At 71.7% G+C, this 18,795-nt stretch carries 25 protein-coding genes; 7 read left to right on the plus strand and 18 right to left on the minus strand.

The window, feature by feature from the left end; genetic code table 11:
- Positions 1-23 precede the first annotated feature (23 nt).
- From ACFW16_RS02570 to ACFW16_RS02600, 7 genes are all read right to left on the minus strand, one after another.
- Entirely contained in the window at positions 24-962 is a 939-nt protein-coding gene (locus ACFW16_RS02570) for an electron transfer flavoprotein subunit alpha/FixB family protein (RefSeq protein ID WP_380301550.1), read from the minus strand.
- A 16-nt stretch (positions 963-978) separates the two neighbouring features.
- Positions 979-1,728 carry an electron transfer flavoprotein subunit beta/FixA family protein gene (locus ACFW16_RS02575; protein ID WP_380301551.1) on the minus strand — a complete coding sequence of 250 codons (750 nt, stop codon included), beginning with the start codon at positions 1,726-1,728 and terminating at the stop codon, positions 979-981.
- A 171-nt stretch (positions 1,729-1,899) separates the two neighbouring features.
- Positions 1,900-2,385: a hypothetical protein gene (locus ACFW16_RS02580; protein WP_380301553.1), complete on the minus strand. Its 486-nt coding sequence runs from the start codon at positions 2,383-2,385 to the stop codon at positions 1,900-1,902.
- 78 nt (positions 2,386-2,463) lie between these two features.
- Entirely contained in the window at positions 2,464-3,060 is a 597-nt protein-coding gene (locus ACFW16_RS02585) for an SCO family protein (RefSeq protein ID WP_380301555.1), read from the minus strand.
- A 143-nt stretch (positions 3,061-3,203) separates the two neighbouring features.
- The gene (locus ACFW16_RS02590; RefSeq protein WP_380301557.1) at positions 3,204-3,581 is read right to left on the minus strand and encodes a Fic family protein; all 378 of its coding nucleotides are present in this window, start codon (positions 3,579-3,581) and stop codon (positions 3,204-3,206) included.
- Entirely contained in the window at positions 3,569-3,877 is a 309-nt protein-coding gene (locus ACFW16_RS02595) for a hypothetical protein (RefSeq protein WP_380301558.1), read from the minus strand. The genes ACFW16_RS02590 and ACFW16_RS02595 overlap by 13 nt, the downstream gene beginning before the upstream one ends.
- Positions 3,870-4,046 carry a hypothetical protein gene (locus ACFW16_RS02600; protein ID WP_380301559.1) on the minus strand — a complete coding sequence of 59 codons (177 nt, stop codon included), beginning with the start codon at positions 4,044-4,046 and terminating at the stop codon, positions 3,870-3,872. The genes ACFW16_RS02595 and ACFW16_RS02600 overlap by 8 nt, the downstream gene beginning before the upstream one ends.
- A 308-nt stretch (positions 4,047-4,354) precedes the next feature.
- Here ACFW16_RS02600 and ACFW16_RS02605 point away from each other — a divergent pair, with 308 nt between their 5' ends.
- A complete protein-coding gene (locus ACFW16_RS02605) occupies positions 4,355-4,528 on the plus strand; it encodes a hypothetical protein (protein WP_380301561.1) in 174 nt (57 codons plus the stop codon).
- A 75-nt stretch (positions 4,529-4,603) separates the two neighbouring features.
- Here ACFW16_RS02605 and ACFW16_RS02610 read toward each other — a convergent pair whose 3' ends face one another.
- Together ACFW16_RS02610 and ACFW16_RS02615 are read right to left on the minus strand one after the other, a co-directional pair.
- The gene (locus tag ACFW16_RS02610; RefSeq protein ID WP_380301563.1) at positions 4,604-5,491 is read right to left on the minus strand and encodes an AEC family transporter; all 888 of its coding nucleotides are present in this window, start codon (positions 5,489-5,491) and stop codon (positions 4,604-4,606) included.
- Positions 5,492-5,496: 5 nt separating this feature from the next.
- On the minus strand, positions 5,497-6,186 hold the full coding sequence (locus ACFW16_RS02615; RefSeq protein ID WP_380301565.1) for a phosphatase PAP2 family protein: 690 nt from the start codon (positions 6,184-6,186) through the stop codon (positions 5,497-5,499).
- 219 nt (positions 6,187-6,405) lie between these two features.
- On the opposite strand from ACFW16_RS02615, the gene ACFW16_RS02620 reads away from it, so the two are divergent.
- The 3 genes from ACFW16_RS02620 to dmeF are packed head-to-tail and all read left to right on the plus strand — an operon-like array spanning position 6,406 to position 7,870.
- Complete coding sequence (locus tag ACFW16_RS02620) at positions 6,406-6,672, plus strand: metal-sensing transcriptional repressor (RefSeq protein ID WP_225770228.1); 267 nt, start codon at positions 6,406-6,408, stop codon at positions 6,670-6,672.
- A 17-nt stretch (positions 6,673-6,689) separates the two neighbouring features.
- The gene (locus tag ACFW16_RS02625) at positions 6,690-6,875 is read left to right on the plus strand and encodes a hypothetical protein (protein WP_380301567.1); all 186 of its coding nucleotides are present in this window, start codon (positions 6,690-6,692) and stop codon (positions 6,873-6,875) included.
- A 17-nt stretch (positions 6,876-6,892) separates the two neighbouring features.
- Positions 6,893-7,870 carry a CDF family Co(II)/Ni(II) efflux transporter DmeF gene (gene dmeF, locus ACFW16_RS02630; protein WP_380301569.1) on the plus strand — a complete coding sequence of 326 codons (978 nt, stop codon included), beginning with the start codon at positions 6,893-6,895 and terminating at the stop codon, positions 7,868-7,870.
- A 1-nt stretch (position 7,871) separates the two neighbouring features.
- Here dmeF and ACFW16_RS02635 read toward each other — a convergent pair whose 3' ends face one another.
- The gene (locus tag ACFW16_RS02635; protein ID WP_380301571.1) at positions 7,872-8,846 is read right to left on the minus strand and encodes a dipeptidase; all 975 of its coding nucleotides are present in this window, start codon (positions 8,844-8,846) and stop codon (positions 7,872-7,874) included.
- A 187-nt stretch (positions 8,847-9,033) separates the two neighbouring features.
- Between ACFW16_RS02635 and ACFW16_RS02640 the strand changes: the two genes are divergently transcribed.
- On the plus strand, positions 9,034-9,738 hold the full coding sequence (locus ACFW16_RS02640; protein WP_380301573.1) for a hypothetical protein: 705 nt from the start codon (positions 9,034-9,036) through the stop codon (positions 9,736-9,738).
- Positions 9,739-9,804: 66 nt separating this feature from the next.
- Here ACFW16_RS02640 and ACFW16_RS02645 read toward each other — a convergent pair whose 3' ends face one another.
- Positions 9,805-10,293, minus strand: coding sequence for a peptidylprolyl isomerase (locus ACFW16_RS02645; RefSeq protein ID WP_380301575.1), 489 nt, complete (start codon positions 10,291-10,293; stop codon positions 9,805-9,807).
- 131 nt (positions 10,294-10,424) lie between these two features.
- On the minus strand, positions 10,425-10,904 hold the full coding sequence (locus ACFW16_RS02650) for an Lrp/AsnC family transcriptional regulator (protein ID WP_380301577.1): 480 nt from the start codon (positions 10,902-10,904) through the stop codon (positions 10,425-10,427).
- Between the two features lie 192 nt (positions 10,905-11,096).
- Between ACFW16_RS02650 and ACFW16_RS02655 the strand changes: the two genes are divergently transcribed.
- On the plus strand, positions 11,097-12,116 hold the full coding sequence (locus ACFW16_RS02655) for a S1C family serine protease (RefSeq protein WP_380301579.1): 1,020 nt from the start codon (positions 11,097-11,099) through the stop codon (positions 12,114-12,116).
- 9 nt (positions 12,117-12,125) lie between these two features.
- Here ACFW16_RS02655 and ACFW16_RS02660 read toward each other — a convergent pair whose 3' ends face one another.
- Genes ACFW16_RS02660 through ACFW16_RS02670 form a run of 3 tightly spaced genes read right to left on the minus strand, consistent with a single transcriptional unit; the run spans position 12,126 to position 14,407 of the window.
- Positions 12,126-12,731 (minus strand): hypothetical protein, encoded by a 606-nt coding sequence (locus tag ACFW16_RS02660; protein WP_380301581.1) that lies wholly within the window; start codon positions 12,729-12,731, stop codon positions 12,126-12,128.
- Positions 12,732-12,790: 59 nt separating this feature from the next.
- A complete protein-coding gene (locus ACFW16_RS02665; RefSeq protein WP_380301583.1) occupies positions 12,791-13,477 on the minus strand; it encodes a TetR/AcrR family transcriptional regulator in 687 nt (228 codons plus the stop codon).
- A gap of 39 nt (positions 13,478-13,516) precedes the next feature.
- Positions 13,517-14,407 carry a DMT family transporter gene (locus ACFW16_RS02670; protein ID WP_380301585.1) on the minus strand — a complete coding sequence of 297 codons (891 nt, stop codon included), beginning with the start codon at positions 14,405-14,407 and terminating at the stop codon, positions 13,517-13,519.
- A 76-nt stretch (positions 14,408-14,483) separates the two neighbouring features.
- On the opposite strand from ACFW16_RS02670, the gene ACFW16_RS02675 reads away from it, so the two are divergent.
- Positions 14,484-15,080 carry a CGNR zinc finger domain-containing protein gene (locus tag ACFW16_RS02675; RefSeq protein ID WP_380301587.1) on the plus strand — a complete coding sequence of 199 codons (597 nt, stop codon included), beginning with the start codon at positions 14,484-14,486 and terminating at the stop codon, positions 15,078-15,080.
- A 16-nt stretch (positions 15,081-15,096) separates the two neighbouring features.
- Here ACFW16_RS02675 and ACFW16_RS02680 read toward each other — a convergent pair whose 3' ends face one another.
- From ACFW16_RS02680 to ugpQ, 3 genes are read right to left on the minus strand one after another with little or no spacing between them, the layout of a single operon-like run.
- Positions 15,097-17,178: a peptidoglycan-binding domain-containing protein gene (locus ACFW16_RS02680; RefSeq protein WP_380301589.1), complete on the minus strand. Its 2,082-nt coding sequence runs from the start codon at positions 17,176-17,178 to the stop codon at positions 15,097-15,099.
- On the minus strand, positions 17,153-17,803 hold the full coding sequence (locus ACFW16_RS02685; RefSeq protein ID WP_380301592.1) for a DedA family protein: 651 nt from the start codon (positions 17,801-17,803) through the stop codon (positions 17,153-17,155). The genes ACFW16_RS02680 and ACFW16_RS02685 overlap by 26 nt, the downstream gene beginning before the upstream one ends.
- Positions 17,804-17,861: 58 nt before the next feature.
- Positions 17,862-18,593, minus strand: a complete 732-nt coding sequence (gene ugpQ / locus ACFW16_RS02690) for a glycerophosphodiester phosphodiesterase (protein ID WP_380301594.1) — start codon at positions 18,591-18,593, stop codon at positions 17,862-17,864.
- Between the last annotated feature and the right edge of the window lie 202 nt (positions 18,594-18,795).

The raw sequence follows: 18,795 nt of genomic DNA on the forward strand, positions 1-18,795 counted from the left end.
GGACGGTGCGCCGGGCGCCCGTCTCAGGCCTTCTTCAGCTCGGCCTCGAGCTCCGGGATCACCTTGAACAGGTCGCCGACCAGGCCGTAATCGGCGACCTGGAAGATCGGCGCCTCCTCGTCCTTGTTGATGGCGACGATGACCTTGGAGTCCTTCATGCCCGCCAGGTGCTGGATCGCGCCGGAGATGCCGACGGCGATGTACAGGTCCGGCGCCACCACCTTGCCGGTCTGGCCGACCTGATAGTCGTTCGGCACGTAGCCGGCGTCGACCGCGGCGCGGCTGGCGCCGATGGCGGCGCCGAGATGGTCGGCGATGCCCTCGAGGATCTTGAAGTTCTCGGAGGAGCCGAGGGCACGGCCGCCGGAGATGACGATCCGGGCCGAGGTCAGCTCCGGCCGCTCGGACTTGCTCAGCTCCTGGCCGACGAAGCTCGACAGGCCGGCATCGGCCTTGGCCTCGATTGCCTCGATCGCGGCCGAGCCGCCCTCGGCGGCGGCCGCCTCGAAGGCGGTGCCGCGCACCGTGATCACCTTGATCGGGTCGGCCGACTGCACCGTGGCGATGGCGTTGCCGGCATAGATCGGCCGCTCGAAGGTGTCGGGGGCGTCGACCGCGGTGATCTCGGAGATCTGCTGCACGTCCAAGAGCGCGGCGACGCGCGGCAGCAGGTTCTTGCCGGCGCTGGTCGCGGTCGCCAGCACGTGGCTGTAGCCCTTCGCCAGCTCGGCCACCAGCGGCGCCACGGCCTCGGCCAGTTGGTGCTCCAGCGCCGGCGCCTCGGCCAGCAGCACCTTGGCGACGCCTGCCACCTTGGCCGCGGCCTCGGCCGCCGGGCGGGCGCCGGCGCCGGCGACCAGCACATGGATGTCGCCGCCAATCTTCTGCGCCGCGGTGACGGCGTGCAGCGTGGCGGATTTCAGCGTGGCGTTGTCGTGGTCGGCAACGATCAGGATCGACATGTCTTTGTCCCCGCCCTCAGATCACGCGCGCTTCGGTCTTCAGCTTGGCCACCAGCTCCTGCACGCTGGCGACCTTGACGCCGCCCTTGCGCTTCGGCGGCTCGACCACCTTCAGCGTCTTCAGCCGCGGCGCCGGGTCGACGCCGAGATCGGCCGGGCTGACGGTGTCCAGCTGCTTCTTCTTCGCCTTCATGATGTTCGGCAGCGAGGCGTAGCGCGGCTCGTTCAGGCGCAGGTCGGTGGTGACGATCGCCGGCAGCTTGACCCGGATGGTCTCGAGGCCGCCGTCGACCTCGCGGGTCACCAGCGCGGCGCCGTCCTCGATCACCAGCTTCGAGGCGAAGGTGGCCTGGCCCCAGCCCAGCAAGGCCGCCAGCGCCTGGCCGGTCTGGTTGGCGTCGTCGTCGATCGCCTGCTTGCCCAGGATCACCAGCTGCGGCTGCTCGCGGTCGACCAGCGCCTTCAGGATCTTGGCCACGGCCAGCGGCTGCAGCTCGACATCGGTCTGCACCAGGAGGCCGCGGTCGGCGCCCATGGCCAGCGCCGTGCGGATCGTCTCCTGCGCCTGGGCCGGGCCGATCGACACGGCCACCACCTCGGTCGCCTTGCCGGCCTCCTTGATGCGGATCGCCTCCTCGACCGAGATCTCGTCGAAGGGGTTCATCGACATCTTGACGTTCGCCAGGTCGACGCCGGACCCGTCGGCCTTGACCCGGACCTTGACGTTGAAGTCGATCACCCGTTTGACCGGGACCAGGATCTTCATCGGCTCGCACTCCATGGGACGGCGCTTTTCGCGCGGCAGAAAGACGCTTTTAGTGCCCAAGGGCGGGATCGGCAACCGGCCTGGGGCGGATAGCGAACAGAGGCCCGGATTCCAGGCTCCGGGTCCATCCGATCCGCGACGGTTTGTGCTCCGCCGCCGACGGCCGGCGGGTTACGGCGCCGGCTGGCCGGGGTCGAAGGTCGGCCCGCCCATGCAGGGCGCGACGATGTCGGAGCACTGGGCCGTGCGGAAATAGCCGCCCGAGGTGCGGTAGCGCACCTCGGCGACCCGGCCGTCGACCAGGGTGAAGGTCGCCTCGCAGTAGTTCGGGTCCAGGGCGCTGGTGCCGATCGGCATGCCGACTCCGCGGTTGACCGGGTTGACGCCCATGGCGGTCCCGGCGGAGCCGCCGCCGAAGCCGCCGACGCTGGCGGCCTCGTCGGCGGCCATCCCGGCGCTCTGATAGGTCAGGTAATGGGTGTTGCCGGTGCTGCGGCTGCGCGACGGCGTGCCGGCGCAGGACAGCAGCCGGGCCTCGCTCAGCCCGACCAGGTCGCTCTGGGCCGTCAGCGCCTGCTGCTGCCGGGCCTCGCGGTCGGAGCAGCCGTTGAGGACGAGGAAGGCGATCCCGGCCAGGGCGGCGTGGCGAAGGGTCATGGGGCGACTCCGAGAACGAAAGGCAGGATCGGGCCACGATAGCACGCCGGGCCGGATCGCAACCCGGTTCATGGCCCGTCAGAGTTGCTTGGAAAGGCGCTGGGCCATGTCCTGCGGCGACAGCTGCGGCGGCAGGATGTCCAGCACCTGCCAGTCCGGCCCCATCAGATAGACGAAGGCGGAATGGTCCATGGAATAGGCGCCGTCCTGCTGCGGCGCCTTCTGGTAGTAGACGCGAAAGGCCTTGGCCGCCTTGGCGATCTGCTCCGCCGTGCCGGTCAGCCCGACCATGCGGGGATGGAAGGCCTGGGCGTACTGGCCGACCACCTCGGGCGTGTCGCGCTCCGGGTCCACCGTGATGAACACCGGCACCACCCCGTCGGCCTTCGGACCCAGCGTGTCCAGCGCCGCCGCCATGGTCGACAGCTCGGTCGGGCAGACGTCGGGGCAGTTGGTGAAGCCGAAGAAGATCAGCGCATCCTTGCCGGCGAAGTCCTTCTCGGTGACCGGCTTGCCGGCCTGGTCGACCAGCGCGATCGGGCCGCCGACCGAGCCGAAGCCCTGGCCAACGCCGCCGCGGCTGCCGGGGGGGCCCAGCCAGAAGGCCACGGCCGCCGCGATGGCGATCGCCGGTACCGCCAGCGCCAGGATCCGCAGGACCCGCTTCGTCCACATCTCGACCGGCCTTCCTCCGTGAGTCATGCTCTGCCGTCATAGGCCCTGCGCCCTTCCGACGGAAGCGCGCGCGGCGTCGCATTGGCAGCAAGCAATCGTGTTGCTGCACGCTTTCCATGCTCTGAGGGGCGTCCGTGACGCGGCTAGGTGACGGGACCGCCCTTAGCCTGTTCCATGATGCTGACGAGCTGTGCCGCGAGAAGGTCCTCCAGGAGCTTTTCGAGCGCCGCCAGGTCAAGTTTCCCCTGCTTCCAGGTCTGGTCAGCCGACTCCAAGGCTTTGTAGTAGGGGTCCTTATTCTCGGATATCTGATCGGGAATGGTTTTTGAGCCGGGTAAGCGCGACCCGAGGTGAGCGCAGAGAATTAGATACGATACGATTCTAGAGGTCCGGCCATTCCCATCATCAAATGGGTGAATCCAGTTCAGCCGCCACATGACGTAGGCGGCGAGGTGGATCGCCGTCTTGGTATCCCAATTGTCGTTCACATAGTCGCACATGTCCTCAATCAGAGCGGGCACTTGGTGCGCTCCGACAGGTTCATGTTCGCTACCCTCGATCTCGACCCCGCCGGGCGGAAGTTGCCCGCGAATGCGCTGATGCCATCGAGGGCGGTTCGATGAAGATTCAGTATTGCCGAAGGCCGCAGGCGGAACTTCGCACCCCGAGTGCGCCATTCTTCCAGGACCTCCATCGCGACATCGAACTGACGCAGTCCGTTCGCGGCTTCGCGGCGCGCCTTCTCTTCCGGATCTGTGATGAGCTCGGGAGAGAGCGCCCGGCTGTGGCGCTCTCCCGGTCGATCAGCGTCAACCATCCTGGCGCTTCAGCGCTTCGGCTTGCTGATCAATCATCTCTCGCGTGATGCGAGAGTTCTCGATCTTCGTGTTGCCGTAAGCGAAGCTACGACGTTGTTGCTCCTTCTGAGCGCCGGACATTGTGACCGACTTGGCTCGTTCAAGGAGAGCGGCTAGTTTCTCGGTCATGGATGAACTCCCTGAGCTGGGCTTTTAGGAAACCCTAAACATGGGCCTTTGTTTCCAGATCGCATGGTGAGCGACCGATCAAAATCTAGCTGACGTCGTAGGCGAAAGACGAGCCTTGATCCCTCAATGCAGTGTCACGCCAAAAGCGGAGCGCAACCTCCTGGAGCTACGAGGGATATAGAATCACACGGGGCCCCCTTCGTCCACATCTCGACCGGCCTTCTTCCGTGAGTCATGCTCTGCCGTCATAGGCCCTGCGCCCTTCCGACGGAAGCGCGCGCGGCGTCGCAGAACGGACGGACGATATCATGGCGGACAGGGCGCAGCCGGGCGCGGCCGGCGGCGATGCGGATGCGGAAAGCGGCTCGGTCGGCGACGACAACCGCGGCCGGGCCCTGGTGGCGCTGGAGGTGATGCGCCGGCGCGGCCTGATCGACCCGGCCACCTACGAGGCCCGGAAGCGGGAGATCGAGGGCGCGTAGGTTGGGGTCGCGTCAGCGAACCCAACAGCATCGAGCCGTGGCCAAATGTTGGGTTCGCCCAAGCGCGAACCCAACCTACGCCATGAGAACGGCCAGCAGCACCGGCAGGGTCAGCAGGCTGATGACGGTGCCGACCACCACGGCGCCGGCCACCTCCTCTACCGGGCCGCCGTAGCGCGCGGCGAACAGGTAGTTGAACACCGCCGGCGGCATCGCCGACTGCAGGATCAGGATCGCCGCGGTCGGGTGCGGGATGGCGAACAGCCAGACCACCCCGTACCCGGCGGCGAGGCCGAGCCCGAGGCGCAGGCCCGCCAGCCACAGCGCGTGGCCGAGATTGGCGATGCGCAGGCTGGCCAGCGACACGCCGAGCGCGATCAGCATCAGCGGCAGGGTGACGCCGCCCAGCAGCTCGGTCGCGTTGGCCAGCCAGCGCGGCGTCTCGATGCCGCCGGCGGCGAAGGCGATCGCCAGCAGGATCGCGTAGATCGTCGGCGTCTTCAGGATCTCGGTCCACCGGCTGTGGCCGGAGGCGCAGGAGACGCCGACGGTGAACTGCAGCAGCGTCATGGCGGCGGAGAAGGGCAGGGCCAGCGCCAGCCCCTCGTCGCCGAAGGCGAAATAGGCGATCGGCAGGCCGAGGTTGCCGGCGTTCGGCAGCATCACCGTCGGCAGCAGCGGCCGCACCGCGCGGCCGGACAGGTGCAGCGCCAGCCCGCCGACCAGGCCGCAGGCGAAGACCGACAGCATGGCGAGGCCGGCCTGGCCGATGATCTCCCCGGCCGGGACATGGAACTTGGTCAGGGTCGAGAACACCAGGCAGGGCGAGCCGACATAGGTCACCAGCCGGGTGACGAAGCCGAGGTCGAAGGGATGACGCGACCGGGCCCAGACATAGCCTACGGCGGCGGAGGCGATCACCGGCGCCAGCACCGGGACCAGGGCGGCGACGAGGGCGATCATGGCGGTCACCGCGCGATCGCCACCGGGCCGCCGGTCGCCTCCAGGCAGCGGCGCACGGCCAGCGCCACGACGACGCCCAGCCAGGCACCGGCGACGATGTCGGCCGGGTAGTGCGAGGTGACCACGACCCGGCTCAGCGCCACCAGCCCGCCCAGCAGGCCGAAGGCCCAGCCCCAGCGTGGGAACAGGATCCACAGCGCGGTCATCGCCGTGGCCATGGTCTGGGCGTGGCCGGACGGGAAGCTGTTCGAGAACAGGTCCCAGCCGAAGGGGTGCGGCGCGAAGGCGTCCTGGCGGAACAGATGGCGCGGCCGCGGCCGGCCGATCACGGCCTTCAGCAGCCAGTTGGTCAGCGTCGTCGTCACCAGCGCCGCCAGCATGAACCCGAAGCCGCGGGCCCGTCTCAGGCGCCGCGCCCGGACGTCGCCATGGGCGGCCAGGAAGGCGGCGAAGCGGAAGCCCAGCCAGCCGAGGATCGCCAGTGCGTACCACCAGACACCGAGGCCGAGATCGGTGAACACCTTGACCGCGGCGATGACATCCGAGCCGCGATGCGCCTCGAACCACAGCGCCGCCGGCCTGTCGGCGAAGGCGACCAGCACCAGGCAGGTCACCGCGACGGCAAGGCCGCTGGCCAGCACCGGCCGGCCGGCCAGGACGCGTCTCGACGCCGAAATGATTTCCGATGGACCCACTGCCCCTCCGATAGGTCCGTCGTTTACGACGGAACGACGCGCTCTTGAAGCGGCGTTCCGGTCATCCGAGGGTCCCGGTTCTGCAATGACTGGCCGAAAGTGACATTCAGGGGCATTGGTCGATAGAGGAATGTATTTTTCAGATGAAGGCCGACGCCGCCGCGGCCCCGCGACCAGCTGTCCCTTGCCCTATCCCCTCCGGGGGGATAGGGTCCGCCCATGAGCCATGCCAACAATCCCGAGATCCTGGGCCGGCTGAAGCGGGCCCAGGGGCATCTCGCCGCCACGCTGCGCATGGTCGAGGCCGGCGAGGACGGCCTCGCCATCGCCCAGCAGCTCCAGGCCGTGGTCAAGGCGGTGGAGAAGGCGAAGACCATGCTGATCCTCGACCATGTCGACCATTGCATCGCGCATCTCTCCAACGGCGCGGCCGAGGGCCGGGAGGCCCGGCTGGCCTCGCTGCGCGAGATCACCAAATATCTCTAGAGGCCAACGAGACCATCATGTGCTGCCGTGTCGCCGTCGAACGGGTCTATCGCGAGCTCTGCGCCCGGGCCGAACCGCCGGAATGGGCCTTCGAGGCCGCGCTGACCCTGTACCGCCACAACCATCCGGAGGTGCCGGTCGCGGTCGCCACGCGCGACGTCTGCGACTGGACCGGCCATCCGGCCCAGCTCCTTCTCCACTGAACGCCCGGGAGGCGGCGATGCACAGCCATTCCCTCGACGACTGGCGGCACGACCACCTGTTCCTCGGCGCCGACCACGCCCGCAACGAGCGCCGCACCCGCTGGGTGGTGGCGCTGACCGCGGCGATGATGGTGGCCGAGATCCTCGGCGGCCTCGCCTTCGGCTCGATGGCCCTCTTGGCCGACGGGCTGCACATGGCGACCCATGCCGGGGCGCTCGGCGTCGCCGCGCTGGCCTATCGCTATGCCCGCCGCCACGCCCGCGACCCGCGCTTCGCCTTCGGCACCGGCAAGCTCGGCGACCTCGCCGGCTTCGCCAGCGCCCTGGTGCTGGCGGTGGTGTCGGTCGGCATCGGCTGGGAATCGGTGCTGCGCCTCCTGAACCCGGTCGCCATCGCCTATGACGAGGCGATCGTCATCGCCGTGGTCGGCCTCGCCGTCAACATCGCCAGCGCCTGGCTGCTGCACGACGACGGCCACCACGCCCACCACCATCATGGCCACGCGCATGACCACGACCATGATCACGACCACCACCACCACCACCATGGGCACCACGACCGCGACCACAACCTGCGCGCGGCCTATTTCCACGTGCTGGCCGACGCCGTGACCTCGGTCGGCGCCATCCTCGGCCTGCTCGCCGGCCGCCTCTACGGCTGGGCCTGGATGGACGCGCTGATGGGCATCGTCGGCGGCATCATGATCGCGCGCTGGTCCTGGGGCCTGCTGCGCGATTCGGGCGCGGTGCTGCTCGACACCGTGCCGGATCCGGGGCTGGCCGAATCGATCCGCGACCGGCTCGAAACCGGCGGCGACCGCATCGCCGACCTGCATCTCTGGCGCGTCGGCCCCGGCCACGCCGCCGCGATCGTATCCCTGGTCAGCGACCGGCCGCAGCCACCGGCGCAGTACAAGGCCCGGCTCGGCGAGCTGGCCGGCCTGTCGCATGTCACCGTCGAAGTGAACCGCTGCGAGCACCACGCGGCGGCGTGATCTACCCCCAGGCGGCCTCCGCCGCCCGCAGGAAGTTGCCGCCGAGGATACCCAGCACATCGGCCTCGGCGTAGCCCCGGCGCAGCAGGATCTCCGCCAGCTCCGGCAGCTGCTCCGGCTGCACCAGGGCGATGGCGCTGTGGGCGCTGCCGTAGCCGGCCTCGGGCGGCCACCAATAGTCGCGGTCGCGGCCGGGCGGCGCATCGTCCACATCGGGCGCGAACAGGAAGTCGAGGCCGATGCCGGCATGGGCGGCGCCGACCAGCTGGGCGACATGGTCGATGTGCCGGGCCACGGTCTCGCTCTTCGCATCGCCCAGGAACAGGCTGATGCCGTTGATGCCGACCACCCCGCCGGTGGCGGCGCAGGCGCGGATCTGCTCGTCGGTGATGTTGCGCGGATGGTCGACCAGGGCGCGCGGATTGGCGTGGCTGAACACCACCGGCCGGGTCGAGGCCGCCATGATGTCCAGGCTGCTGCGGTGCCCGGTGTGAGAGCAGTCGAGCAGCATGCCGATGCGGTTGATCTCCGCTACCAGGGCGCGGCCGAAGGCGGGCAGCGGGATGTCCTGGTCATGGCAGCCGCCCGCCGCCGGATTGTTCCGGTTGTAGGCGAAGTGGATCTGCCGGACGCCGAGATCGTGGTACAGGCCGACCATGGCCAGATCGCCCATCAGCGGCAGCGCGCCCTCCAGGTCGAAGCCGACGGCCAGGCGCCCGGCAGCCTTGGCGGCGCGGATCTCCGCGACGCTGCCGGCCAGCGCATAGTCCTCCGGGTGGCGGCGGATCCAGTCGCGGAAACGGGCGGTGGTGCGGATCACCGTCTCCAGCGGCGTCATGTCCATGCCGATGTTGATTGAGACGTGGTCGATCCCGGCCGCCTTGTGCCGGGCCAGCAGCGACACGTCGGCATCGGGCACCAGCGGCAGGCAGCTGTGCGCATCCCACACCAGGGCGCGGTCATACAAGGTGGGCATGGCGAGTCTCCCGTCGGCCAGACGCTTCAGCCCAGCCCGCGCCGCCGTCGCGGTCAAGCCCGATCGGCGCTGCGGCGGATTGCCGTGGCGCCTTCCGACGGCTATGCAGCCATCCTGCGCCGCGCTGGCCCCGGCCGGTCACGGCCGGCCTGGAATGACAGGGCCGGCCCGGAGGATGAGGAGTTCGATGGTGCGCCGCCTGCCGATCGTCGCCGCCGCTGCGGCCCTGGCGCTGACCGCGCCGCTTGCCCTGGCCCGGGCCGAGGTCGCGGCCGGCCAGGAGGCCGGCGCCGCTGCCCTGTCCGACCGGCTGGCGCTGACCGCCCTGGTGCAGTCGCTGCGCGCCGGGCTCGGCGCCACCGACAGCGCCACCCTGTTCCTGGAGGAGTGGTGCGGCCGCTACGGCCTGGCCGCCGCGGCCAAGATCGTGGCCAGGCGCGTGCCCGGCGAGGTGCCGCTGACCGAGGTGCAGCGTCAGGAGCTGGAGATCACCGATCCGGCCGAGCCCGTGGTCTATCGCCGGGTCCAGCTGGTCTGCGGCGACCAGGTGCTGTCCGAGGCCGACAACTGGTACCTGCCGGCCCGGCTGACGCCGGAGATCAACGCGGTGCTGACCGGGACCGACACGCCCTTCGGCCGTGCCATCCGGCCGCTCGGGCCGTCGCGCCGCACCCTGTCTTCCACCGTGCTGTGGCAGGCGCTGCCGGAGGGGTGGGAGCGGATGCCGTCGGCGCAACTCGCCGGCTGGGCCGCCGCGGCGCCGGCCCCTTCCTACGACCCGGCGGCCTCGCTGTTCGAGAACCGCGCCCTGGTGCTGCGCCAGGACGGCAAGCCGATCTCCGAGGTGCGCGAGACCTACAAGATGCCGCTGATCGCCTTCCGCTTCCGCTGAAACGCAGAAGCCCGGCCGCCCAATCTTCCAAAGGGGCGGCCGGGCTTCGCTTCGATCGGGTCGGCCTTACTTGGCGTCGGCCGCGACCTGCAGCTTGACGATCTTGTCCGGGTTGGCCGGCGGCTCGCCGCGCTTGATCTTGTCGACGAACTCCATGCCCTCGACCACCTGGCCCCAGACCGTGTACTGGCCGTTCAGGAAGCTGCCGTCGGCGAACATGATGAAGAACTGGCTGTCGGCGCTGTTCGGGCTCTGCGCCCGGGCCATGCCGACGGTGCCGCGCTTGAACGGCTGCTGGCTGAACTCGGCGTCGATCTTCTGGCCGGAGCCACCGGTGCCGGTGCCGGTCGGGTCGCCGGTCTGGGCCATGAAGCCCTCGATCACGCGATGGAAGACGATATCGTTGTAGAAGCCCTGCCGCACCAGCTCCTTGATCCGGGCGACATGCTTCGGCGCCAGGTCGGGGCGCAGCTCGATCACCACCCGGCCATAGGTCAGGTCGAGATAGAGCGTGTTTTCGAGGTCGCGGGCCGAAGCCCCCTGGGTGATGGCCATGGCGAGGAGAAGACTCCCGAGAAGTTGCAAGAAACGCGTCATGCGCTGGGCGCTCCGGACGGGTCGCGAGAAGTGGCGAGAAACAAGCACGGGTCGCGTCCCGGCACAACCCGGTGCGGCATGCAGCCTCCTCAGGCCGCGGGCGGCAGTGGCAGCCGGCGGCTGTCCTTGATGGTGTCGAGCACGATGCGCGAGCGGATGGCCGAGACGCCGTCGATCCGCATCAGGCTGTCCATGATGAAGCGAGACAGGTCCTTCAGGTCGGGCGCCACCACCCGCAGCTCGTAGTCGGCGTCGCCGGTCACGGCGCAGCATTCGACGATCTCCGGGTGGCGCTGCACCGCCTCGCGGAAGGCCTCCGCGGTGAAGGCGCCGTGCTTCTCCAGCGTGATCGAGATGTAGGCGGCCACCGACAGGCCGATGCGGTCGGGGTCCAGCAGCGCCGCGTAGCCGCGGATCACCCCGGCCTCCTCCAGCCGCTGCAGCCGCCGGGCGCATTGCGACGGCGACAGCAGGACATGTTCGGCCAGGGCGATGTTGCTCATCCGGGCGTCGTCCTGCAGGGCGGCCAGGATCCGCCAGTCGAAGCCGTCCAGCGCGTCCGTCGCCATGTCCGGGCATCCTCGCCGTGATCGCCGCGCGAATCGCGCATGCCGCGGCCGGACGATACGCCGGACCGCCGCCATCGTCACGGGCGGGGTGGCAAGGCGTCGTTCCCCTTGGGTTCTTCCTCCGGCATGCCTACATCTTGGGAAACGGGGCGCACCGGCTGGCGCCGCCCCTTCCGCTCCCGAGGTCCTGCCATGCCCGGCTACGAAACCCGCTTCCTCCTCGACGCCCCGGCGCCGGGGCCCGCGGCCTCGACCCCAGCCGCCGCCGCCATCGGCGGCGATGCCCTCGACGCCTATTCCCGCACCGTGATCGACGCCGTGCGCGCCGCCGCGCCCTCGGTCGTGCATCTCCGCGTCTCCGGCAAGGGGCCGGATGGCGCGCCGGTGCCGCAGGGCAGCGGCTCCGGCGTCATCTTCACCCCCGACGGCTTCGTCCTGACCAACAGCCATGTGGTGCATGGTGCCGTGTCGATCACCGCCACGCTCAGCGACGGCCGCAGCGTCGTCGCCTGGCCGGTCGGCGAGGACCCGGACACCGACCTCGCGGTGCTGCGCCTGCATGACAGTGTGCCCGGCTGGGCGCCGCTCGGCTCCTCCGCCGCGCTGCAGGTCGGCCAGCTGGTGGTCGCGATCGGCAACCCGCTCGGCTTCGAGGCGACGGTGACGGCCGGCGTGGTCAGCGCCCTCGGCCGGTCGCTGCGCGGCCGGTCCGGCCGGCTGATCGACGGCGTGCTGCAGACCGATGCGGCGCTGAATCCCGGCAACAGCGGCGGCCCGCTGGTCGACGCGCTCGGCCGGGTGGTCGGCATCAACACCGCGATGATCGCCGGCGCCCAGGGCCTGTGCTTCGCCATCGGCAGCGACACCGCCCTGCTGGTGGCGTCGGAGATCATCCGCCACGGCCGGTTGCGCCGCGCCTCGCTCGGCATCGCCGCGCAGACCATCCGGCTGCCGCGGCCGATGCAACTGGCGCTCGGCCTGCCGGCCGCCGGCGGCGTGCGGGTGGCGGAGCTGCTGCCCGGCGGCGCCGGGGCCGCGGCGCTGCGCGTCGGCGACGTGATCCTGGCGATCGACGGCCACCCGGTCGACGGCGTCGACGCCCTGCACCGGCTGCTCGGGGCCGATCGGGTCGGCACGGCCGCCGCCCTGCGCCTGCTGCGCGACGGCCGGGTGCGGGAGGTGTCGGTGACGCCGCGCGAGCGGGCGGGCTGAGGCCGGTGGCTACTCGAACTTCGTCGCCATGCTGGCGCCGTAGCCGATGATGCCGCCGCCGGTCAGCGCCACCGCCGGGATGTCGTGGGCCTCGATGTTCCCGAAGTCCTTCTCCCGGGTGTAGAAGCCGCCGCGCGCATATTGCGCGTCGTAGAACTCGCCCAGCCGCTTGGCATAGGCCAGCTGCTCCGGCCCGTCGCTCGGCTGCTGCGACTGGGCTTGGATGTAGCTGTGCAGCGCGACATTGACCTCGCGCTGCGAGGCGATGGCCGTGCCGGGATACAGCTTCACCCGCTCGGCCATGAAACCGGCGGCCTTGGCCTCGGCCGCGTCGTTCTGCTTGGCCGACACCCGCTTCAGCCCGTCCCAGGCGTCGGTCAGGTCCGGCCAGGCCATCCCGGCCTGGCGGTACAGGCTCTTGGCCTCGCCGGGGTTGCGGGCTTCGGCCGCCTTGGCCTGGGCCAGCAGGGCCTCGCCCTGGCTCTGGTCGAAGCCGGCTTCGCCGGCGGCGGCACCGCTCTGCAGCACCGTCGGCGGCAGCGCCGGCTGATGCGGCTCGGCGGCGCAGGCGGCAAGGGCGAAGAGAATCAGCGGGACGAGGAGGCGCGGATGCATGGCCCATCCTTAGCGCAAAGCGGCGCGCGCCGCCATGGACGCGTCGCGGCGGCGACCGATCAGCCGCCGCGCGGCGGCTTCAGGCCGCAGCCGCGCAGGATCAGGCCGGTGACGTGCCGGCCGGCGACCAGGAAGACGTCGTCATCCATCGCCTCTCGCCCCAGCACGGCCCGGATCTGGGCCTCGAAATCGGCATAGGTCTGGGTCGCGGCCCACAGGGTGAAGACCAGGTGCCGCGGGTCGACCGGCGCCATCCGGCCGGCGGCGATCCAGCCCTCGATCACCCGCGCCTTCTCGTCGATCGTCCGCTTCAGCTTGCCCGACAGGTAGTCGGCGACCTGGGGCGCGCCGTGGATGATCTCGTTGGCGAACACCTTCGACGCCAGCGGCCGGCTGCGCGACCAGCGCATCTTGTCGCGGATATAGGCGGCCAGCGCCTCGGCCGGGTCGCGCTCCGGCACCAGATGGTCGAAGGCGTCGACCCAGAGGTCGAGGATGCGGGCCAGCACGGCGCGGTACAGCGCCTCCTTGGTGCCGAAGTAGTAATGGACGTTGGCCTTGGGCAGGCCGGCGCGCTCGGCGATGCCCTGCATGGTGGCGCCGGAGAAGCCGGCCTCGGCGAACACGCCCTCGGCGGCGTCCAGGATCTGCGCCTCGCGGGCCCGGCGCAGGCGGCTGCCCGCGCCCGGCCGCGGCGTGTCCAGGGCGGTGTCGTCCGGCGAATCCAGCATCTCGGCATCGGTCATGCCGGCATCATCGGCCGGAAGGCCGGCGCCGTCGATAGGTCAGCGTGCCGGTTCCGCGGCCCCCGGCCGGGGCGGCGCGGCCGGTTCGGCCGGTGCGGCCTCGCCCCGGCCGGCCAGCGCGATGCCGGCGACGATGAAGACGCTGCCGATCAGCGCGGCGGCCTGCGGCGCCTGGCCCAGGATCGGCCAGGCCAGCAGCGTCGCCACCACCGGCTGGCCGTAGCCGGCGATGGCGGAGAAACCGGCGTCGAGCGTGCGCAGCGCGCGGGCAACCAGGATCTGCGAGGCGAAGGCGATCAGCGCCTGGGCCGCCAGGTTCAGCCAGCCTGAGGGATCCTGCGGCAGGATCCGGTCCTGCAGCAGCGCCACCGGCAGGGCGCCCAGCGCCGCGCCGACCAGGGTCCAGAAGGTGACGGTGGCGGCGTCCTGCCGCCGGCACAGCGCCGCCGAGATCAGGAAGCAGACGGCGTAGAACAGCGCGGCCAGCAGCGCCATGCCGTTGCCCGGCAGGTCGCCGCCGGCGGTGCCGCGGGCCCCGGCCAGGACGGCGATGCCGAGGAAGGCGACCAGGCCGCCGCCGACCACCCGGCGGTCCGGGCGGCGGCGCAGCCACAGCGCCGGCAGCAGCGCCACCAGCAGCGGATAGATCATCACCAGCAGCGTCGCCTCGAGCACGCTGGTGCGCACGATCGAGGCGTTCCACAGCACCAGGTCGGCGGCCAGCATCACCCCGGCCAGCAGGGCCAGGCCGATGTCGCGCGCCGGCATGCCGGGCGTCCGCCAGGCCAGCGCGGCGGCCGGGACGCAGCTCAGCGTCAGGCGCCAGAAGGCGGTGGCGGCCGGGTCGACCGGGCTGAGGCGGATCAGGATCGGGCCGATCCCCGACAGGCCGACGCCGGCATGGAGCTGGCCGAGGGCGTTCCAGCGCATCGTAACCATCTTTCTGGCGTTTACCGGTAACGATATAGGGCTCGCTGAAACCTGTCAAAGTGGCTATGCTGGTTTCATGTCCTCCGAGCAGCCCTCTCCGCCCGAGCTGCCCCTGGTCGGCGGCTTCGCCTGCCTGGACTTCTGCAACACCCTGTCCGGATGGGGCGGGCCCGGGCCGCGGGAGCGGGCCGGCGACCCCGCCGCTCTGGCCGCCTGGTGCGCGCAGGCCTTCGGGCAGACGCCGCGGATCGACCGCGAGGAATGGTCGCGGCTGATCCGGCTGCGGGAGGCGCTGCACGCGGTGTTCGACGCCATCGCGATCCGGGCCGAGCCGCCGGCGGAAGCGGTCGCCCTGCTGCAGGCCGAGGTGGCGGAGGCCGCGTCCCGCCGCCGCCTGACCGTCGGCGCGGGCGGGGGCGCCTGGCGGGACGAACCGCCCGCCGATGGGACGGCGGTGCGGCATCGCCTGGCCATGGACGCGCTCGACCTGCTGCTCGGGGGCGAGCCGGCGCGGCTGAAGCGCTGCGCCGGTCATGATTGCGCCTGGCTGTTCTACGACCGCAGCAAGAACGCCAGCCGGCGCTGGTGCCAGATGAGCGATTGCGGCACCGCGGACAAGGTGCGCCGCTTCCGCCAGCGGCAGCGATCGGGATCCGGGGCCCGGGGTCGGTAAAGGCGCGCGGCGGCGCCTACTGCATCAGGCGGTCGATCTCGGTCTTGAGCTCGGGGTCGTCCGGCATGCGGCCGGCCGAGGCCAGCACCGCGGCGCGCAGCAGCAGGGCCTGGGCCGCCAGCTCGTCGACGCCGTCCTGCGCCTGGGCCATCACCTGCTCGATCTGGTCCAGCCGCTCGGCCATGCGGTCGGCGGTGGTGCCGTCCAGCGGCTTGGCGCCGGCGGCCTCGATGGCCTCCAGCAGATCGGCGGCGACGATGCGCAGCCCCAGCCAGGCCGTCGCCGCCTCCAGCGACTGCCGCGACCGCCGGCTTTCGCCGCTGCCCAGCCGTCCGATCAGCGGCGCCGCCGCGGTCAGGCTGCGGCGGGCCTCGTCGCGCGCGTCGAGGGCCTGGGCCGCCTGCACCAGCAGCAGGTCGGCATCCAGCATCTGTGTCGATTCGGCGCCGTGCTCGAGCAGCGCCATGCCGACCAGCTCGTAGCGGCCGGCCTGCACCGCCTGCATCTCGCCATTCGCGGCGTGGCCGCGCATCCGGCCGTAGAACTCGGCGAAGGGGTCCGACGCCGCGGCCGCGTCCGGCGCGGGCGGCGTGGTCACCACCGGGGGCTGCGGCCACCGGCGCAACGCTTCGATCAGCCGTGCGGCGACCCGGGCGGAGGGCGCGGCATTCGGATCGGTCGCCGCTTCGGGCTGGGTCGGTGCGATCGGCGCGGCCGGTGCCGGTTCCGCCGTCGGCGGTGCAGGCGGGGTCGGGCCGGCGGCCGGCGGCACCGACGCCGCAGCCGGGGGTGCCTCGGCGGCAGCCGCTGCGGCCGTGCCTGTCTCCGCAGGCTTCGAATCGGCGACCGGCGGCGGTTCCGCCGCGGGCGCCGCATGGGGCGTCGCCGTCGCATCGGGGGCGGGCTGGGCCGCGGGTGCCGTCGCCTCCGCCGAGCCGACTGCACCCGGGCTGGCGGGCTGCGGCGGAGCCGGGGTGGATTGCCCGGAACCGGTCGCGGGCGCCGGTGGGGCGGCGGGGACCGCCTGGTCCGGCGTGGCCGTGGCCTGCTGCACCAGCGGCCGCGGCGGCGCCGTTGCCGGGTCGGCCAGCAGCGCATCGGCCTGGGCCCGGCTCAGCCGGCCGGTCGCGGCGGCGCCGCCGGCGTGCTGGTAAAGGGCGATCGCCCGCCTGGTGCCGTCGCCGAACAGGCCGTCGACCGGGCTGCGATAGTGGCCCAGCGCGGTCAGCCGCTCCTGGACCCGGCGCCGCTGCGCCGGGCTCAGCGTCGGCTCGGCGCCCTCCGGCGCGGGCGGGCCGATCAGGGTGTCGGCCTGGTTCTGCAGGGCCTGCAGGGATTGGCGGTCGGCGCCGGCGCGGTCGCGGATTGCCGTGGCCTCGGCGCAGTCCGGGCCCTGGGTCGCGGCGCGTGCGTCGATGGTGTCGACGCGCTGGCGCTGCTCGGCGATGTCGTCGGCGACGTCCAGGGCGCCGCTGCGGGCGTCCAGCGGGTCGAGACCCTCCAACTCGCGCAGGCGCTTGCCGATGCGGTCGAGGACGGCGGTGGTGTCGGCCTGCACCGACCGGGCGTCGTCGACCAGCGCCGGGCAGGCCTGCGGGCCGCCGGGCAGGGCGCCGGTCGGGGTCGAGGCGATGCGGTCGGCCAGGCGGTTCGCCCGCCGCGCCTCGGCGTCCAGCCGGCGGGCCAGGCTGCCCAGCCTTTCGCTCTGCAGGTCCGGCCGGCCGCACTGGCCGATGATGGTGCGATAGGCCGCCTGGGCCCGGCGCAGCTTCGCCGACAGGCCCTGGGCCTGGGCCGCGACCTGGGTCGCCTGGTCGATCGGGGTGCGGGCGGTGCCGGTGCCGGCGTCGCGCTCGATCCGGTCGATCCGGGCTCGCACCCGCCCCAGGTCGCTCTCCGCCGTGGTCGCCAGCACATGCGCCTCGGCCTCGGTCTGGGCGCAGCTCTGCGACCGGCTCGGCCGGGCCGGCTCCTCGAACTGGCGGCGGATGCTGCTGAAGAAGTCGTCCAGCCCGTCCGCCCGCGCCGGACCGGGCGCGGCGGCGAGGACCAGCGCGACGACAGCGGCCAGGCTAGGGACGATCCGGACGATCCTCATGCGAACTCTTGCTCTTGCGCGTCAGCAGGCGGAAGGCCGCCGCGGCGCCGACCAGCGTCGCGACGACGAGAAATATGATCAGCAGCGGCGCCGCATCTTCAATCCCGAAGATGCGGCTCAGGGTCTCGCCGGCGAACCAGCCGAGGCCGACCCAGACCGGCGCCCAGACGACCGCCGAGGCGACATTGGCGATCTGGAAGGGGATGTGGCGCATCCCCATCATGCCGGCGACCAGCGGGATCACGGCGCGGACCGGGCCGAGGAAGCGGCCGATGAAGACGCTGATGCCGCCCCAGCGGGTGAAGAAGTCGCGGCCGGTGCGCAGCATCTGCGGATGCCGGGTGAACGGCCAGATCCGCTCCACCCGGTGCTCCAGCCACGCCCCGATCCAGTACGAGACGGCGTCGCCCAGGATGGCGCCGGCGATCGCCCAGGGGATGACGTCCCACGGGCTCAGCGTGCCGGACTGGACCAGCGTCCCGGCGGCGACCAGCACGGCGGTGGCCGGCAGCAGCAGGCTCAGCACGGCAAAGGATTCGCCGAAGGCGAAGACCAGGATGATCGGCCCGGCCCAGCCGCCATGGGCGCCGATGAAGGCGATCGTCTGGTCGATGAAGCCCTGCACGCGCCCAATCTCTCCCGAAGCTCGCGGCCGCGCCCCGTATCGGCGGCAAAAGCGGCGATCAGAGGGCGAGGATGCGGTCGGGCGCGTCGGAGAAGACGCCGGCGACGCCCATGTCGAACAGCGCCTTGGCCCGCTCCGCGTCGTTCACCGTGTAGGCCAGCACCGGCCGGCCGGTGGCGCGGTATTCGGCGATCGTCTCCGCCGTCTCCTTCTCGTGGCTGACATTGATGGTGGCGGCGCCGACCGCGTCGGCATTGGCGGCCCAGACCGCCGGCCGCTCCCAGATCAGATAGCCGCGCGGCCAGTCGGGCGCGACCTCGCGGGCCTTCATCAGGCTCTCGATGGCGAAGCTGGAGACCAGCGGTTTCGGCCGGTCGGCGGGCCACAGCCGCTGCGCTGCGGCCAGCGCCACCTCGGCGGTCTCGACCTCGCGGCCCGGGCAGGGCTTGATCTCGATGTTGACCGCCAGGCCCAGCTCCAGCGCCAGGGTCAGCACCTCGTCCAGGGTCGGGACCCGCTCGCCGCGGAACTCGGGCGCGAACTTCCGGCCGGCATCCAGCATCCGCATCGCCGCGAAGTCGGAATTGGCGACGGCGCCGCTGCCGTCGGTGGTGCGGTCCAGCGCATCGTCATGGATCACCACCGGCACCCGGTTGCGGGTCAGCTTGACGTCGAACTCGACCATCTGGACGCCCAGCGCGGCCGCCTTGCGGAACGACGCCAGCGTGTTCTCCGGCGCATGGGCCGCGGCGCCGCGATGGCCGATGACTCGGGGCAGGGTCAGGGTCATGGGACGGTCTCCGGGGGACGTCGGGGGCACTGCGGGAGGCGGTTTTCGGCGTGGTCGGGAACGGTCCGGCTCACTCGCCCGGACGGAAAGGCCGGCAGCTCGTCAGGACAATCTCCCCTCCAGGTGCCATCCTCGCCGAGCCGGCGTCAAGTGCGGGGCGGCCCGGCCGCGACTCCCCTCGGCCCGGCATCCGTGCTAGATG

The sequence above is a fragment of the Inquilinus sp. NPDC058860 genome, from assembly GCF_042743185.1.
Lineage (GTDB): Bacteria > Pseudomonadota > Alphaproteobacteria > DSM-16000 > Inquilinaceae > Inquilinus.